We start from the raw sequence: 16,652 nt of genomic DNA on the forward strand, positions 1-16,652 counted from the left end.
CTGTTCGCTGGTGGTTTCCGGTGCCGCGGATTCGCGGATCTGTTCGGCGGCGGTGCGCACCTCTTCGGGGTCGATGCCCTCTGCGCGCATCCGTGTGACCCCGAGTCGCCGGGCAGCGGCGGCGCGGAGTGCGCCGGCAGCGTCCCGAGCGCGTCGGCGGGTAACCGGTCCAGCGCCAGCCGGATGCCGGGGACGGGCGGGGTGGGCAGGATCCACACCGGATCGTGCTGGAAGACGGTCACCCGCCGGGCCCGCGCGGCGACCGGGGGCACGACCTTGGCCAGTGCCGCCCCGCCGCCGATCACCGCGACGTGCAGGCGGTCCAGCTCGTATTGATCCCGCCAGTGCGCGCAATGGATCGTGGGTCCGCGGTAGGCGTCTGGGGCCCGCCCGGCCGCGCCGCCCCGGATCGGGGAGCTCATCTCGCCACCGGCTCGTAGGTCAGTGCCTTCGACCAGGACGGGGTGTGGCGGCGCACCAGCCGGTCGGGCAGGCGGTCGATCGCCTTGTTCAACGCGTCGTTGATGCCCTGGATCGGCTGCAGTCGGTTGATAGTGGCCATCCCGTGCAGGCGGACCACATGGTAGAGCGGCAGGCGTTTGATATCGGGTCCGCGTTCGCCGGCTTTCTCGTAGCGCCGCACGGCATTCCACAGCTTCTCCTCGTCCAGCCCCATCGCCATGATGTTGGTGGACATGCGCGACAGCAGCGGCGTGTACAGCAGGGCCCCCATCAGCAGGGTGGGGCGCAGCGCGAAACCGGCCGTCTCGATGGCGATGCGCCGCATCGGGCCGGCGCCGAGCTGTTCGAGTACCTGGAAGCCGACCGCCAGGTGCCGGGACTCGTCGCTGTTGATGTGCCGGAACACCTCGTGGCACAGCGGGTCTCGCACCTCGTCGAGCAGGAACTTCACCAGTGCGCCGTCGAGCGCGCACTCGAGTGAGGGGATCACGGTGCCGAGCACCGGCAGGGACAGGCCGTCCCCGTAACGGTCCAGCCATTCGATGACCAGCTGAATGTTCTTGTTGGGCACCGGCATCGTGTCGCCGTCGAGCATGCCCCAGCGGCGCATCAGGGCCAGTTCGGCATTGGCGTGCTTCTGTTCCTCGGCGTGGAAGTGCCGGTAGATCTCCTTGAGCGGCCCGTCGGGCGCGTGCAGCGTGAGAGCGGCGAAGCCGCGCGCGCCCACGTGTTCGATCCACACCAGGTCGGCCATGAAGGTGGCCAGCGCCGGGCGTTGCTCATCGGTGATGAGCTCGGCTCCCGGTGCGTCCCAGTCGATGTCGGCCAGCGCCCACTGCCGGTCCCGGACCACGGTGAGCATGTCGGAATACGCGAACGCCATTGTTCTGCTCCTCGCTGTGCTGCTCTCTTCCTCGCACGAGAGTTGTGTCTGCTACCGCACCAGCCGCTCCAGTAATCCGGCGGCGCGGGTGTAGGTTTCGGGCAGCAGTCGCTTGGACTGCCAGATCGCCTTCGCCTCGATTTGCGGGACCACGTAGAGCTGACCGTGGTCGACGGCGTCGAGGGTGGCGCGGGCGATGGCCGCGGGCGGGCGTCCGGTCCAGCGCAGCAGGCGGTCGCCCCACAGCTGCATGGTCTCGTCGCCGATCGAAACGCCTTCCAGGATATTGGTTCTCACCCCGGTCGGGCAGAGCACGGTGACGGTGACGCCGGTGCCGGACAGCTCCGCGGCGAGGGTCTCCGACAGCGCCAGCACACCGGCCTTGGACACGTTGTAGGCGGCCATGCGCGGCGCGGCTCCGAAGGCGGCGGCGGAGGCGACGTTCACGATGGATCCGTGCCCGGCGGCGCGCAACCGGGGCGCGAAGACGTGGCAGCCGTGGATGACTCCCCACAGGTTCACCTCCAGCACCTGATGCCATTCGGCGGGCGGGGTCTCGCCGATGACGGTGCCGCCGCGGCCGATGCCGGCATTGTTGACCACCAGGTCCGGGCTGTTGCCGAACCACTCCTCGGCGGTGTTCGCGAGGGTGGTGACCTGGGCCAGGCTGCTCACGTCGCAGCCGGTGTCGAAGGCCTTGCCGCCGATGTCGCCGACCAACTCGGCGGTCTCGCGGGCGCGGTCGGGGTCGAGGTCGGAGCAGACCACGCGGCCGCCCCGCTTCCCGATCTCGAGTGCGAAGGCGCGGCCGATGCCGCTGCCCGCGCCGGTCACCACCGCGTCCGCCTGCCGTGTGCGGTGGGATCCGCCGAAAGGATTGAGTCGCATGGGAACTCCCGGGGGCCGTGCCAGCCGGGCAGTCAAGTGGTGGCGGATGCCACCACTGGCCGCACCTGCCACCAATTAGGCTCCGGATGCGCTATTTTGTCAACTATGGACGTGCCCGCGACGGCGACGACCGGCCTGCCCGCCACCCCCGCCCGGCGCGGCGGCACCTGGGGCGGCCGCACCCAGGAGCAGCGCCGGGCCGAACGGCGCGAGCGGCTGATCGCGGCGGCCCTGGACATCTGGCTGGAGAACGGCTGGGCCGCGGTCACCATGCGCGGCGTGTGCACCCGCGCGGGCCTCAACGACCGCTACTTCTACGAGCACTTCGCCGACCGCGACGACCTGCTGGGCGCGGTCTGGGACGAGGTCGGATTCCAAGTGCTGAGCGAACTCTCGGCCGTGGTCGCCGAGAATCTCGCGCACCCGGCGCTGGGCATCCTGCACCTGGCCATCGCCCGCGCCGTGGAACTGCAGTCCGAGGGCCCGGCCCGCATCCTGTTCGGCGATCACTCGGGCAGCCGCGTGCTCGAGCAGCGCCGCACCGCCCTGCTCACCGAGGCCACCGACCTGCTCATCGCCACCGCCCGCCCGTACCTGCGCCCGGGCGTCGACGAATCCGACCTGCGCATGGGCGTGCTGATGAGCATCGGCGGCTTCATCGAACTGCTGACCGCCTGGCGGGCCGGGATCATCGAGGCCGACGCCGCCCGCATCGTCGACCACGTCAGTCACGCGGCCGATCTGCTCGGCGCCGAATACCTGGCCCTGCCCTGACCGCTACTTGACCGCCCACACCATCGATTCCGGCCCGGCGAGGTGCTCGGTCCGCGGGTCGTGGAACCCGGCGTCGGCCAGCCAGCCGCGCAGGTCGGCGGCCGTGTAGTCGAAGCCGCCCGGCGTCTCGATGAGCATGTTGAGGCTCATCAGCAGCCCGGACAGGTTGGTGCGGCGCTCGTCGTCGATGAGGGATTCGTAGACCAGGATCGCGCCGCCGTCGGGCAGGGCGCGATACGCCTTCTCCAGCAGCATGAGCTTGGTGTCGAGGTCCCAGTCGTGCAGGATGTGGCCGAAGACCAGGACATCGGCCGCGGGCAGCTCGCCGGTGCGGAAGTCGCCCCCGTGGAAGGCGCTCCGATCCGCCACCGGCGTGATGTATTCGGTGAAGACGGGTTCGACCGCGGGCAGGTCGAAGCCGATGCCGTGCAGGTGCGGATTGGTCTCCAGGACGGTGCGCAGCAGCGCGCCCTGCGCGGTGCCGATATCGGCGACGGTCTTCCAGCGCTGCCACGGGAACATCTCGGCGATCACGTGCGCGCTGGGCAGCGTCAGCCCGGTCATGGCGCGCTGGAAGTCGTAGAGCCGCTCGGGATCTCGGTACAGCTCGGCGAAGAAGTCACCGCCCTCGCGGGCCTCGTTCTGGGGTAGTCCGGTGCGCAGGCCCGCGGTGAGGCGCCCCCAGCAGGGGTACAGCCGCGCGGCCGCCATCTCCAGGAAGCCGCCGATGTACTCGCTGCCGGTGCTGTCCAGGTAGGTGGCGGTGTCGGCGGTGTTGGCGTACCGGTCGTCGGTGCGCCGCAGCATCTCCATGGCGACGAGCGCGTCGAAGAAGTCGCGGGCGGACCGCGGGTGCAGGCCGAGTTCGCTGCGCAGCTGCTCGGCGGTCAGCTGGCGATGCCCGAGCACCGTGAACACCCCGAGTTCGACGGCGCTGAGCAAGGTCCGGGACTCCCAGAAACCCATTCCGATCCGCAGGATCCGCTCCATGGCGCATCACGATAGCCAGCGCGAAGCGCCGGCACGGCCGGACCCGGCAAATTCGGAGCACGCCCCCCGGTTCAGAGCATGTCGAGGCCGTAGATCCGTTCGGCATTGCGGCGGAAGACCTGCTCGATGGCCTTGTCGTCGGCCCCGTGCCCGGCCAGCGCGGTGGCCACCGCGGTCGCGGCGTTCGGAATGCTCGTAATCGGTTTGTCCACCGGGAAATTCGAGCCCCAGATCAGCCGATCGGCGCCGAAGACGTCGAGCGCGTGCTCCAGCATCGGCGAAATCCGTTCCAGCAGTACGGGAACCGGTGTCGGCTCGCCCCGCGGCGGCACCGGATGGCCGAGGATCGGCATCATCAGCCCGCTCACCTTCGACACCACATTGGGGTGCGCGGCCAGCGCGGTGAGATCGTCGCGCCAGCGCAGGAACAGCTCGCGCCGCTGGCCCGGATTCCTGCCGGTCTCGCGCCCGACCGGACCGAAAATGCCTGCGGGGGTGCCGAGATGGTTGAGCACGATGGTGGTGTCCGGGTACCGCTCGGCGAGCGCCGTCACCTCGGGCAACTGGCCGGAGTACACCCACGCCTCGAAGTTCAGCCCGCGGTCGGCCAGCGCGCCGAAGCCGTTGAGGAAGGCGGAGGAGGTGAGCTTGCCGGGCGTCCGGCAGGTCGCCCGCACATCCGGGTCCGGGTGGTATTCGACCCGGGTGCGCACACCTTTGAACCGCGGGGAGGCGGCCTGATGCGCGTCCAGCAGTTCGGCGAATTCGGGTGCGACGGGATCGGCCGCGCCCATGATCGCGCCCAGGGCGGGGGTGTCCACGCCCCACGGCAGGCTCGCCACCCACCGGGTCTCGTCGACCGGCCCGAGCGGGCCGTTGCCGACCCATTCCACCTCGATGTGCACGATGGCCTCGACCGGCACCTCGCCCGCGTCGGACTCGTAGTCGCGCGGCAGATACGGGCGCGTGAACGGCGTGGGATCCCCGACGAACTCGCGATCGCGTCGCGGCGCGAGCCGTTTGGCCCAGTCGATCGGAATCGGTACGTACCGGAACAGCTTCGCCAGGCCGCTGAACTCGCGTGGCGTGGTGATCGGATCCCACTGGTGAATGTGCGCGTCAACCACGGTCATGCCCGCGAACTCCATGGGGTGCCTTCCATCCGGGTCAGCTTGTCCGGATTGTTCCACAGACATGCCCGTGCCGCGCTCGCCTGAGCGAACGCGGCACGAGATTTGCCCGGGGAGGTGGTGGCGGTCGCCTACGGCAGTACCTGCGGGATGGCGTTGGGGTCGAGGACGCCGATCAGGGCGCCGATGCCGGCGCCGATGACGGTGCCCAGCGCCGATCCGGTGACCAGGCCGGGGACCGAGCCGACCACCGAGCCCAAGGCGGCGCCGCCGGCGCTGCCGGTGAGCGCGCCGGCCGCCGCGCCGTTCAACGCCGGGTCGGGGAACTGGGCATTGGGGTTGGTGGCCACGGGCTCGAGCGGGACGCCGGTGGATTCGGCCGAGGCGGTGCCCGCGAACAGGGTGGCGGCGGCGACCAGGGGGAGCGCCGCGGCGACCAGCCCGGCGGTGGTTCTCTTGATGGAATGAGGTCTCATGGGGTTTCCTGTCTTCCGATCGGACGAACAATTCCTGTATAGCTGAAGAATTGCTGCCAGTCGGAAATTGCCGCACCCTGAAATGTGTGGATCCCAGCGGTTTTCGGACATATTAATAGCGTCTTGCTATTTCAGTGATGGAAGTAGCAAGACGCTATTGACAATTCGGGTCAAACATTCCGGCGGTACTGACCGCCCACGGTGAAGAACGTGTCGGTGACCTGCTGAAGCGTGCAGACCCGAGCGGCGTCCATCAGTACCTCGAAAGCGTTCTCATCGCCGGCCGCGGCCGCCGCGAGCCGGGCCAGCGCGGCCGGGGCCTCGTCGCGATGCCGCTCGGTGAATTCGCTGACTCGTTGCAGCTGGGACTGCTTTTCGGCCTCGGTACCCCGGGCCAATTCCAGTACCCGATGTTCTTCCTCGTGTGGATTACGGAAGGTGTTGACGCCGATGAGCGGCAGACTGCCGTCGTGCTTGCGGCGCTCGTAGAGCATGGACTCGTCCTGGATCCGGCCGCGTTGATACCCGGTCTCCATCGCGCCCAGCACCCCGCCACGCTCGCTGATCCGCTCGAACTCCCGCAGCACCGCCTCCTCCACCAGATCGGTGAGCTCGTCGATGACGAAGCTGCCCTGCAGCGGGTTCTCGTTCATCGCCAGCCCCCATTCCCGGTTGATGATGAGCTGGATGGCCAGCGCCCGGCGCACCGACTCCGCGGTGGGCGTGGTGACCGCCTCGTCGTAGGCGTTGGTGTGCAGGCTGTTGCAGTTGTCGTAGATCGCGATCAGCGCCTGCAGGGTGGTGCGAATGTCGTTGAAGCTCATCTCCTGCGCGTGCAGCGACCGCCCGGAGGTCTGCACGTGGTACTTGAGCTTCTGCGACCGCTCGCCCGCCCCGTACTTGTCGCGCATGGCGATCGCCCAGATGCGCCGCGCCACCCGGCCGATCACCGAGTATTCGGCGTCCATGCCGTTGGAGAAGAAGAACGACAGGTTGGGCGCGAAATCGTCGATGTCCATGCCGCGCGCCAGATACGCCTCCACATAGGTGAAGCCGTTGGCGAGGGTGAAGGCCAGCTGGCTGATCGGGTTCGCCCCGGCCTCGGCGATGTGATAGCCGGAGATGGACACCGAGTAGAAGTTGCGAACGCCGTTGCGCACGAACCACTCCTGGATGTCGGCCATCATGCGCAGGCTGAACTCGGTGGAGAAGATGCAGGTGTTCTGGCCCTGATCCTCCTTGAGGATGTCGGCCTGCACGGTGCCGCGCACGGTGGCGAGGGTGCGGGTGCGCAGGTCCGCGGCCTCCGCGTCGGTGGGTTCGCGGCCCTGTTCGGCGGTGAACTCCTCGCGCGCCTGATCGATGGCGGCATTGAGGTAGTAGGCCAGGATGGTCGGTGCGGGACCGTTGATGGTCATGGACACCGAGGTGCTGGGCGCGTCCAGGTCGAATCCGGCGTACAGCGCCTTCATATCGTCGAGCGTGGCGATGGAGACCCCGGACGTGCCGACCTTGCCGTAGATGTCGGGTCGCTCCGCCGGATCGTGCCCGTACAGGGTCACCGAGTCGAATGCCGTCGAAAGCCGTTTGGCCTCCGCGTGTTCGGACAGCACCCGGAACCGCCGATTGGTGCGGAAGGCGTCGCCCTCGCCCGCGAACATGCGCGCCGGATCCTCGTTGTCCCGTTTGAACGGGAACACCCCGGCCGTGAACGGGAACCGTCCCGGCAGATTCTCCGACCGCAGGAACCGCAGCAGCTCACCGTGATCGGTGAACCGTGGCAGCGCCACCCGGGGAATCGAGCTGCCGGACAGGGTCTCCCGGCGCAGCGTGGTCCGCAGCTCCCGATCCCGGATCCGCACCACTTGCTCCTCGCCGCGATAGGACTCCGCGACCGCCGGCCAGGCCGCCAGCAGCGCGGCGTTCTCGGGCGCGAGCCGCTCCCGCGCCCGGGCGAGCAGACCGCGTACGGATTCGTCATCCGGCAGTTCGGCGAGCACCTGTTCGACGCGCTGCACCCGCTGCGCCGCCTCGAGCTGCCGGGCGGTCGCCGCGTGGTAATCCCGGACCGTCTCGGCGATCTCGGCCAGGTAGCGCACCCGCGCGGGCGGGATGATCTGCGCGAACCGGGTCGAGGCGCGGGTCTCGACGCGCGGCAGCACGCCTTCCTGCAGGGGCAGCCCGCGCCCGGCCAGCAGTCCGCTCAGGTGCTGGTAGAGCGCGGTGACCCCGTCGTCGTTGAACGTGGCCGCGCTGGTGCCGAAGACCGGCATGTCCGCGGGCTGGGCGTGGAAGTCCTCGCGATTGCGCACCAGCTGCCGCGACACGTCCCGCAGCGCGTCCTCGGCCCCGCGCCGCTCGAACTTGTTGATGGCCACCACATCCGCGAAGTCGAGCATGTCGATCTTCTCGAGCTGGGAGGCCGCGCCGAACTCCGGCGTCATCACATACAGCGACACGTCCACGTGCTCGGCGATGGCCGCGTCACCCTGCCCGATGCCGGGGGTCTCCAGGATCACCAGATCGAATCCCGCCGCCTTGCAGGCGATCACCATGGCGTCGATATTGTTCGGCAGCTCTCGCTCGCCCCGGGTGGCCAGGGAACGGAAGTAGACGCGTTCCCCGTCCAGGGCGTTCATCCGGATCCGGTCGCCGAGCAGCGCGCCGCCGCCGCGCCGCCGGGTGGGGTCGACCGCCAGGATCGCGACCCGCAGCTTGTCCTGCTGGTCGGTGCGCAGCCGTCGCACGAGTTCGTCTGTGAGAGAGGACTTTCCGGAGCCGCCGGTCCCGGTGATGCCGAGCACCGGCACCTGCCGGCCGGCCGCCGCGGTGGTCAGCGCCGCGAGATCGCTCTCCGGCAGCGTTCCCTGCTGTAAGCAGGTGAGAGTGCGTGCCAGTGCCACCCGATCCCCGCTCAGCACCGCGTCCACCGGTGCGGGCGACCGCGAAAGATCCACGTCGCAAGCCGAAATCAGCTGATTGATCATCCCCGGCAGGCCGAGTCGCTGCCCGTCCTCGGGGGAGAAGATGGTCACGCCCGCTCGCGCGAGCCGCTCGATCTCCTCGGGAATGATCACCCCGCCGCCCCCGCCGAAGATCTTCACGTGCCCGGCCCCGGCCTCTCGCAGAGCCTGCGCCAGGTACTCGAAGTACTCGATGTGCCCGCCCTGATACGAGCTCACCGCGACCCCTTGCGCGTCCTCGGTGACGGCCGCGTCCACGACTTCGCGCACGGCCCGGTTATGTCCTAGATGAATCACCTCGGCCCCCTGGGCCTGCAGGATTCTTCGCATGATGTTGATGGCCGCGTCATGGCCATCGAAGAGCGCAGCAGCGGTCACGAACCGCACTGGATTGACCGGGACATGCAGATCGGGCATGCCATCCTCCGCACGGAGAGCCTGTAGGTGCTGTGAATTATCCCACAACAAATACTTGGATGTCCAACTATAGGATCGCCACATACCGCGCAAACGGCGCGCAAGCTTCGAGACAGGCTGAGAATTTTGGAGACGGGCATGGTTCGCGAACTCACGCACTTCATCGACGGCAAGCACGTACAGGGAACTTCCGGCAAGTTCGGGGATGTCTTCAATCCGAGCACCGGCCAGGTCCAGGCGCGGGTGCCGCTGGCGAGCAGGAGTGAGGTCGAGGCGGTCATCGCGAACGCGGCCGCCGCGCAGCCCGCCTGGGCCGCCACCAACCCGCAGAAGCGGGCCCGCGTGCTCATGAAGTTCCTGACCCTGGTGCAGGACGAGATGGACTCGCTGGCCGCCCTGCTCTCCGCCGAGCACGGCAAGACCATCGCCGACGCCAAGGGCGACATCCAGCGCGGCCTCGAGGTCATCGAATTCGCCGTCGGCATCCCGCACCTGCTCAAGGGCGAGTACACCGAGAGCGCCGGCACCGGCATCGACGTCTACTCCATGCGCCAGCCGCTCGGCGTGGTCGCTGGCATCACCCCGTTCAACTTCCCGGCCATGATCCCGCTGTGGAAGGCCGGTCCGGCGCTGGCCTGCGGAAATGCCTTCGTGCTCAAGCCGTCCGAGCGCGACCCCTCGGTGCCGCTGCGCCTGGCCGAGCTGTTCCTCGAGGCCGGACTGCCCGCGGGCATCTTCAATGTGGTCAACGGCGACAAGGAAGCCGTGGACACGCTGCTGAACGACGAGCGCATCAAGGCCGTCGGCTTCGTCGGCTCCACCCCGATCGCGCAGTACATCTACGAGACCGCCACCGCCAACGGCAAGCGCGCCCAGTGCTTCGGCGGCGCCAAGAACCACGCCATCGTGATGCCCGACGCCGATCTCGACGATGTCGCCGACCAGCTCATCGGCGCGGGCTACGGCTCCGCGGGCGAGCGTTGCATGGCCATCTCGGTCGCGGTGCCGGTCGGCGAGGAGACCGCGGATCGCCTGCGCGCCAAGCTCGTCGAGCGCATCGGCAAGCTCAACGTCGGCCTCTCCGACGACCCGGGCGCCGACTTCGGCCCGCTCGTCGGCCGCGACGGCGTCGACCGGGTGAACAACTACGTGCAGATCGGCGTCGACGAGGGCGCGGAGCTGGTCATCGACGGCCGCGGCCTGGTGGTCGAGGGCGGCGAGGACGGATTCTTCGCCGGCGCTTCGCTGTTCGACCGCGTCACCCCGGAGATGCGGATCTACCAGGAAGAGATCTTCGGTCCCGTGCTGGCGCTGGTGCGCGCCAAGGACTACGAGGAGGCGCTGCGCCTGCCCAACGAGCACGAGTACGGCAACGGCGTCGCCATCTTCACCCGCGACGGCGACACCGCCCGCGACTTCGCCGCCCGCGTGCAGGTCGGCATGGTCGGCATCAATGTCCCGATCCCGGTGCCGATCGCGTACCACACCTTCGGCGGCTGGAAGCGCTCCGGCTTCGGCGACCTCAACCAGCACGGCCCGGACTCGATCCGCTTCTACACCAAGACCAAGACGGTGACCCAGCGCTGGCCGGCAGGCGGAAAGGAGGCCGCATCCTCGGGCGGCTCCGCCGCCAACGCTTTCGTCATCCCGACCATGGACTGACGCCGATGTTCCTATTGGACGAGGACGAGAAGGCGATCGTCGAGACCGCCCGCTCCTTCGCCGACGAACTGCTCGCGCCCAACGCCCTGGAATGGGATGAGCGCAAGCACTTCCCGGTGGACGTGCTGCGCAAAGCGGGCGGGCTCGGCCTGGGCGGCATCTACGTGCGCGAGGACGTGGGCGGCTCGCAGCTGCGGCGGCTGGACGCCGTGCGCATCTTCGAGCAGCTGGCCAGCGGCTGTCCGGCGATCGCGGCCTACATCTCCATCCACAATATGGCGACGTGGATGATCGACACCTACGGCGATGAGACGCAACGCAATCGGTGGCTGCCGGGACTGACGTCCATGGACCTGCTGGCGTCCTACGCGCTGACCGAACCGGGCGTCGGCTCCGACGCGGCGGCCCTGAGTACCAAGGCCGTCCGCGACGGCGACGACTACATCCTCAACGGCGCCAAGCAATTCATCTCCGGAGCCGGCTCCAATGACGTCTACGTCATGATGGTGCGCACCGGAACCGAAGGCGCGCGCGGGATTTCGGCGCTCATCGTCCCGGCCGACACCCCCGGACTGTCGGTGGGGCCGAACGAGAAGAAGATGGGCTGGAACGCCCAGCCCACCCGGCAGGTCATCCTCGAGGACGCCCGGGTGCCGGCCGCCAACCTGCTCGGTTCCGAGGGCGACGGCTTTCGCATCGCCATGAACGGGCTCAACGGCGGGCGGCTCAATATCGCCGCCTGCTCGATGGGCGGCGCGCAGGCCGCGCTCGACCGCACCGTCGCGTACCTGGCCCAGCGCAAGGCCTTCGGCTCGCGACTGCTGGACAACACCGCCCTGCAGTTCGAGCTGGCCGATATGCGGACCTCCCTGGAGGCCGCCCGCACCCTGCTGTGGCGGGCCGCGGCCGCACTGGACGCCGACGCCCCCGACAAGGTGGAGCTGTGCGCCATGGCCAAGCGGTTCGCCACCGACGCCGGGTTCGAGGTGGCCAACAAGGCCCTGCAACTCCACGGTGGCTACGGTTACCTGGCCGAATACGGCATCGAGAAGATCGTCCGCGACCTGCGGGTGCATCAGATCCTCGAGGGCACGAACGAAATCATGCGGGTGGTCGTCGCCCGCTCGGTGGTAGGAGCAGCATGAGCGAGCGCAGCGAGCGGCAATTGGGCACAGCCGAGCCCTCGGTCGTGCCGGAGCGAAGCGGAGGCATGAGCGAGCAGGCGAAGGAACCCGAGGTTCTGATCGAGAAGCGCGACGGACTGGGCCTGATCACGCTGAACCGGCCCCGGGCCATCAACGCGCTCAACCACCCCATGGCGCTCACCATCCTGGACGCGCTGCGGGCCTGGGCCGACGACGACGAGGTGCGCGCGGTGGTGCTCACCGGCGCGGGCGAACGCGGACTGTGCGCGGGCGGCGATATCGTGGCCATCCACAACGACGCCAAGCACGCTGTCGCGCAGGGTGATTCACCCGAGACCGCGGCCGACTCGCCCAGTGGCAGGTTCTGGCGCGACGAGTACATTCTCAACGCCCTGATCAAGCGCTACCCCAAGCCGTACGTCGCGATCATGGACGGCATCGTCATGGGCGGCGGCGTCGGCCTGTCCGGGCACGCCTCGCACCGCATCGTGACCGAGCGGTCCATGATCGGCATGCCCGAGACCGGCATCGGGTTCATCCCCGACGTCGGCGGCACCTGGCTGCTGGCCCACACCCCCGGCGAGATCGGCACCCACGTCGCGCTCACCACCGCGCGCATGTCCGCCGGCGACGCCATCGCCGCCGGATTCGCCGACTACTTCGTGCCGTCCGAGCATCTGCCGGCGCTGCTGGAGGCGCTGCGCGACAACGAGATCGACGTGGCCATCGCGAAATTCGCGCAGCCCGCCCCGGTCTCGGAGTTCGTGGCCCAGCAGGACTGGATCGACTCCTGCTACAGCGCCGACACCGTCGAGGAGATCGTGCACCGGCTGCGGATCGACGGTCGCGCCGAGGCGGCCAAGGCCGCCGAGGACGTGCTCGCGAAATCGCCCGTGGCGCTCAAGGTCACGCTGCGTTCGCTGCGCGGCGCCCGCGCCGCCGCCGACCTCGAGGCGGCGCTGAACCAGGAATACCGGGTTTCCGCCGCCTCGCTGAACACCCACGACCTGGTGGAAGGCATTCGCGCCCAGGTCATCGACAAGGACCGCAACCCGCAGTGGTCGCCCGCCACCCTGGCGGACGTCACCGACGCCGACGTCGACGCCTACTTCGGCGCGCTCGGCGATCGCGAATTGGGTTTGGCCACTTCTGCTGAAAGCCAACCGGCACCGAAGGACGAGCAATGAGCAACAGCACCACGGTCGGGTTCCTCGGACTCGGCCACATGGGCGGGCCGATGGCCGCCAACCTGGTCAAGGCCGGATACGACGTCCTCGCCTTCGACCCCGTGCCCGCCGCACAGGACCAGGCCCGCCAGGACGGCGCGACCGTGGTCGCCACCGCCGCCGAAGCCGTGTCGGCCGCCGACCTCGTGATCACCATGCTGCCCAACGGCCGCATCGTGCTCGACCTCTACGCCGACATCCTCCCGGCCGCCAAGCCGGGCACCCTGTTCGTGGACTGCTCCACCATCGACGTCGGCGACGCCAAGCAGGCCGCGGAACGCGCGGTGGCCGCGGGACATCGGGCCCTCGACGCCCCCGTCTCCGGCGGTGTGGCGGGCGCGGCGGCGGGCACCCTCACCTTCATGGTGGGCGGCGCGGACGCCGACTTCGCCGCCGCCCTGCCGCTGCTCGAGGTGATGGGCGGCAAGGTCGTGCACTGCGGCGGCGCGGGCGTCGGCCAGGCCGCCAAGATCTGCAACAACATGCTGCTGGGCATCTCCATGATCGGGCTCTCGGAAGCCATCGTGCTGGGCGAGAAGCTGGGCCTGACCCACGACAAGTTCTTCGACGTGGTGTCCACCGCCTCGGGGCAGTCGTGGGCGCTGACCTCGTATTGCCCGGTGCCGGGACCGGTTCCGGCGAGCCCCGCCAACAATGACTACCAGCCGGGCTTCGCTACCGCGCTCATGTCCAAGGACCTGGGGCTCGCGGCCAACGCGCTGCGGTCCAACGGGGTGGACGGACAAATCGGTCAGCTGGCGGCAGAGATCTACACCCGCTTCAACCAGGAAGAAGCCGGCAAGGACTTCTCGGCTATCGTCACCGATATCCGCAAGCGATCTGAGGGAGAGACGGCGTGACCGACTTCGAGACCATTCTGCTGGAGCGCAAGGGCCGCGTCGCGCTCATCACGCTCAACCGGCCGAAGGCCCTGAACGCGCTGAACTCGCAGGTCCTGTCCGACATCTCGGCGGCGCTCGACGAGCTCGAGAACGACAACGAGATCGGCGCGGTCGTGCTGACCGGGTCCGAGAAGGCCTTCGCGGCCGGCGCGGACATCAAGGAGATGCAGACCAAGTCCTACATGGACATGTTCGTGACCGACCACTTCGGTGGCTGGGACCGCGTCGCCGCCTTCCGCAAGCCGCTGATCGCCGCGGTCGCCGGCTACGCCCTCGGCGGCGGCTGCGAACTCGCCATGATGTGCGACCTGCTGCTCGCCGCCGACACCGCCAAGTTCGGGCAGCCCGAGATCAAACTCGGCGTCATCCCCGGCATGGGCGGCTCGCAGCGCCTCACCCGCGCCGTCGGCAAGGCCAAGGCCATGGACCTCATCCTCACCGGCCGCAATATGGGCGCCGAGGAGGCCGAACGCGCGGGCCTGGTCTCGCGCATCGTCCCGGCCGCCGAATTGGTCGCCACCGCCATGGAGGTCGCCGAAACCATCGCCGCCATGTCGCTGCCGTCGGTGATGATCGCCAAGGAAGCCGTGGACCGCTCCTTCGAGACCACCCTCGGCGAGGGCCTGCGCTTCGAGCGCCGTGTCTTCCACTCGCTGTTCGCGACCGATGACCAGAAGGAAGGCATGACCGCCTTCGTCGAGAAGCGTCCCGCCAACTTCACCAACAAGTAAGCGCCGCACCAACTCTCGGAGCTCTCGTGCCCCGCTGCCATTCGGCAGCGGGGCACGCTGTCGAGGGGGAGTGGGGATTGCCTACCGTGCCTCGTGCCGGAGGAGGTCCTGGCCGGCAGGCGGGGGGAGTGGGGATTTCCTGGCGCGCCTCGTGCTGTATGCCATCGGCCGGCAGGCGGGGATTGCCCAGCGGGCGGGGATCAGGCGCAGGCCGGGGTGAACGGGCGGGGGGAATTCCGGTGGCGTCAGCCGTGTTTGGGTGGGCCGACCACCTCGACGGTCGGGGGCTTGCCGTCGGTGTGGCCGGCGCTGTCGCGGTTCATGGCCAGGCCGCCGACGATGGTGCCGCCGAGGGTGGCGGTAACCGCCACCGCGGCAACGAGTTTGCGGCGGGAGACGGGGGAGACGGGGATCTCGAGGGGGGTGGCGCCCGGTGTCAGGTGCACGCTGCGGATGCTGCGGGCCGATGGGCGTTCGGCGGCCAGGAGGACCGCGCCGCGGGTGGAGACGAAATCGGGCTCCGGGTCATAGATCATCGGGTAGCCCAGCTGGAGTCTCAGCTCGTCGCGGATGCTCTTGTTGCGGGTGCAGCCGCCGAGCAGGGCCAGACCCGCGGGCCGGATGCCGGTCTCGTCGATCATGTGGCGCACGAACGACGCCGAATGATGGATGCCCGCCTCGACCAGTTCGGCGAAATCGCTGCGGGTGACCACGGTGCGCTGCCCGGAGATCGGGTCGCACACGGCCAGTACGCGTTCGGAGGCCAGGGCTTCCTTCTGGCGGCGGATGTCGGCCAGGTCCAGGGTGACGCCGCCGCGGGTGAGCAGCCAGCGCAGCAGGGCGTCGTGGCCGTCCCCACCCAGGACGGTGCTGCGCTTGGTGGCGAGGACGGCGTCGTTCCGGCAGTCGATCTGGGTGAGGGTCAGCCCGGACGCGCCGAGGTCGTACAGCAGGATCGAGCCCTCGGTGGGCAGCTTGCGGGTGAACCGCAGATATCTGAGCTGCGCCACCGGCTCGTCGATGACGGTCAGGCGATTGCGGCCCGCGGCGGTGCGGATGGCTTCGGCATGCTTGGTACTGCGGCAGGTGACCGCGATACCGGTGATGAACTCGTCCCGCTCGGCCGCCGACTTGCGCATCAGCCGGATGGCCTCGAAGACCGCCTCCGCCATGCTCCCGCCGCCGGCCCGGCGTAGCACCTTGCACCGGTCGATGGGAGGCAGGTGAGGCTGGTCGGAATGGGTGAGCATGGCACGTGCGCCAGCAGCGCCCGCCGACACCCCGAGGACCAGCACCATGGCAACAATGGTGAACCTTTTGGGGGCCGAAGCCAAGACTATGACGCAGGAAATTGGCTGCTGGGTCGCTGCGCGGTTACTGGCCGGCCCAGCGGGTAGGTGAGCTACCGGGGTCGAAGTCGCCTGCGGTCTGCCGGAACTCGGCCAGCAATTGCAGCAGCAGCTGCAATCGTTCCGGCGCCAAACCGGTCTCGGCGAAAACTCGCCGGTTCAGTTCGGTGGTGGCCTTGGCCACCAATTCTCGTCCGGCGCCGGTGATTTCGATCAGCGTTGCCCGCCGGTCACTGGGATGTGGCACCCGCTTCACCAAGTGGGCCGCCTCCAGCCGGTCCACCGTATTGGTGACCGAGGTGGGATGCACCTGGAGCCGGGCGCTCGCCATCGCCATCGGCAGCGCACCGGTTTTGCTGAAACTCAGCAACATCAGTAGCTCGTACCGAGAAAAGGTCAAACCGGACGGCTTCAGCGCTTCGTCCACCCGCGCCATCACGATCTGCTGGGCTCGCACCAGTGAGGTGACCGCCGCCATGCCGTCCGCGACCTCGCCCCAGCCGTGCTCGGTCCACTGGCGATGCGCCTCCTCGATCGGATCGAGCGGCAGCGGACGGGGACGCGACATGCCCTGATCATCGCATGTCGCGAATCACTCGGGTCGCCCCATAGCGATCACGGTGATTCAAACCCTCGGCCCCGGACCCGAACCGG

Annotated in this window: 14 protein-coding genes and 1 pseudogene; 6 read left to right on the top strand and 9 right to left on the bottom strand. The window is 68.9% G+C overall.

Annotation, left to right across the window (positions count from 1 at the left end):
- The 3 genes and pseudogenes from ACWELJ_RS19600 to ACWELJ_RS19610 all read right to left on the bottom strand — a co-directional run.
- A pseudogene (locus ACWELJ_RS19600) lies at window positions 1–422 on the bottom strand (hypothetical protein); the annotation flags it as partial.
- Complete coding sequence (locus ACWELJ_RS19605) at window positions 419–1,345, bottom strand: ferritin-like domain-containing protein (RefSeq protein ID WP_452367564.1); 927 nt, start codon at window positions 1,343–1,345, stop codon at window positions 419–421. The gene ACWELJ_RS19605 and the pseudogene ACWELJ_RS19600, both read right to left, overlap by 4 nt.
- A gap of 51 nt (window positions 1,346–1,396) precedes the next feature.
- On the bottom strand, window positions 1,397–2,233 hold the full coding sequence (locus tag ACWELJ_RS19610) for an SDR family NAD(P)-dependent oxidoreductase (RefSeq protein WP_452367565.1): 837 nt from the start codon (window positions 2,231–2,233) through the stop codon (window positions 1,397–1,399).
- A 105-nt stretch (window positions 2,234–2,338) separates the two neighbouring features.
- Here ACWELJ_RS19610 and ACWELJ_RS19615 point away from each other — a divergent pair, with 105 nt between their 5' ends.
- Complete coding sequence (locus tag ACWELJ_RS19615; RefSeq protein WP_452367566.1) at window positions 2,339–3,007, top strand: TetR/AcrR family transcriptional regulator; 669 nt, start codon at window positions 2,339–2,341, stop codon at window positions 3,005–3,007.
- Between the two features lie 3 nt (window positions 3,008–3,010).
- On the opposite strand, the gene ACWELJ_RS19620 is transcribed toward ACWELJ_RS19615, so the two are convergent.
- From ACWELJ_RS19620 to icmF, 4 genes are all read right to left on the bottom strand, one after another.
- A complete protein-coding gene (locus ACWELJ_RS19620; RefSeq protein WP_452367567.1) occupies window positions 3,011–3,997 on the bottom strand; it encodes a methyltransferase in 987 nt (328 codons plus the stop codon).
- 71 nt (window positions 3,998–4,068) lie between these two features.
- Complete coding sequence (locus ACWELJ_RS19625) at window positions 4,069–5,130, bottom strand: amidohydrolase family protein (protein ID WP_452367568.1); 1,062 nt, start codon at window positions 5,128–5,130, stop codon at window positions 4,069–4,071.
- A 128-nt stretch (window positions 5,131–5,258) separates the two neighbouring features.
- Window positions 5,259–5,603, bottom strand: a complete 345-nt coding sequence (locus tag ACWELJ_RS19630) for a hypothetical protein (protein WP_452367569.1) — start codon at window positions 5,601–5,603, stop codon at window positions 5,259–5,261.
- A 170-nt stretch (window positions 5,604–5,773) separates the two neighbouring features.
- Window positions 5,774–8,983: a fused isobutyryl-CoA mutase/GTPase IcmF gene (gene icmF / locus ACWELJ_RS19635; RefSeq protein ID WP_452367570.1), complete on the bottom strand. Its 3,210-nt coding sequence runs from the start codon at window positions 8,981–8,983 to the stop codon at window positions 5,774–5,776.
- 138 nt (window positions 8,984–9,121) lie between these two features.
- Here icmF and ACWELJ_RS19640 point away from each other — a divergent pair, with 138 nt between their 5' ends.
- The 5 genes from ACWELJ_RS19640 to ACWELJ_RS19660 all read left to right on the top strand — a co-directional run bounded on the left by ACWELJ_RS19640 (window position 9,122) and on the right by ACWELJ_RS19660 (window position 14,649).
- Window positions 9,122–10,645, top strand: coding sequence for a CoA-acylating methylmalonate-semialdehyde dehydrogenase (locus ACWELJ_RS19640; protein ID WP_452367571.1), 1,524 nt, complete (start codon window positions 9,122–9,124; stop codon window positions 10,643–10,645).
- Between the two features lie 5 nt (window positions 10,646–10,650).
- The gene (locus ACWELJ_RS19645; RefSeq protein WP_452367572.1) at window positions 10,651–11,790 is read left to right on the top strand and encodes an acyl-CoA dehydrogenase family protein; all 1,140 of its coding nucleotides are present in this window, start codon (window positions 10,651–10,653) and stop codon (window positions 11,788–11,790) included.
- A 65-nt stretch (window positions 11,791–11,855) separates the two neighbouring features.
- Window positions 11,856–12,977: an enoyl-CoA hydratase/isomerase family protein gene (locus ACWELJ_RS19650; RefSeq protein WP_452367589.1), complete on the top strand. Its 1,122-nt coding sequence runs from the start codon at window positions 11,856–11,858 to the stop codon at window positions 12,975–12,977.
- On the top strand, window positions 12,974–13,876 hold the full coding sequence (mmsB, locus tag ACWELJ_RS19655; protein WP_452367573.1) for a 3-hydroxyisobutyrate dehydrogenase: 903 nt from the start codon (window positions 12,974–12,976) through the stop codon (window positions 13,874–13,876). The genes ACWELJ_RS19650 and mmsB overlap by 4 nt, the downstream gene beginning before the upstream one ends.
- Window positions 13,873–14,649: an enoyl-CoA hydratase gene (locus ACWELJ_RS19660; RefSeq protein ID WP_357097746.1), complete on the top strand. Its 777-nt coding sequence runs from the start codon at window positions 13,873–13,875 to the stop codon at window positions 14,647–14,649. The genes mmsB and ACWELJ_RS19660 overlap by 4 nt, the downstream gene beginning before the upstream one ends.
- A 245-nt stretch (window positions 14,650–14,894) precedes the next feature.
- Here the strand turns inward: ACWELJ_RS19660 and ACWELJ_RS19665 are convergent, their stop codons facing one another.
- Window positions 14,895–15,947 carry a hypothetical protein gene (locus tag ACWELJ_RS19665; RefSeq protein ID WP_452367574.1) on the bottom strand — a complete coding sequence of 351 codons (1,053 nt, stop codon included), beginning with the start codon at window positions 15,945–15,947 and terminating at the stop codon, window positions 14,895–14,897.
- A gap of 76 nt (window positions 15,948–16,023) precedes the next feature.
- Window positions 16,024–16,566: a MarR family winged helix-turn-helix transcriptional regulator gene (locus ACWELJ_RS19670; RefSeq protein ID WP_452367575.1), complete on the bottom strand. Its 543-nt coding sequence runs from the start codon at window positions 16,564–16,566 to the stop codon at window positions 16,024–16,026.
- Window positions 16,567–16,652 lie beyond the last annotated feature (86 nt).

The organism is Nocardia sp. NPDC004582, assembly GCF_053602115.1.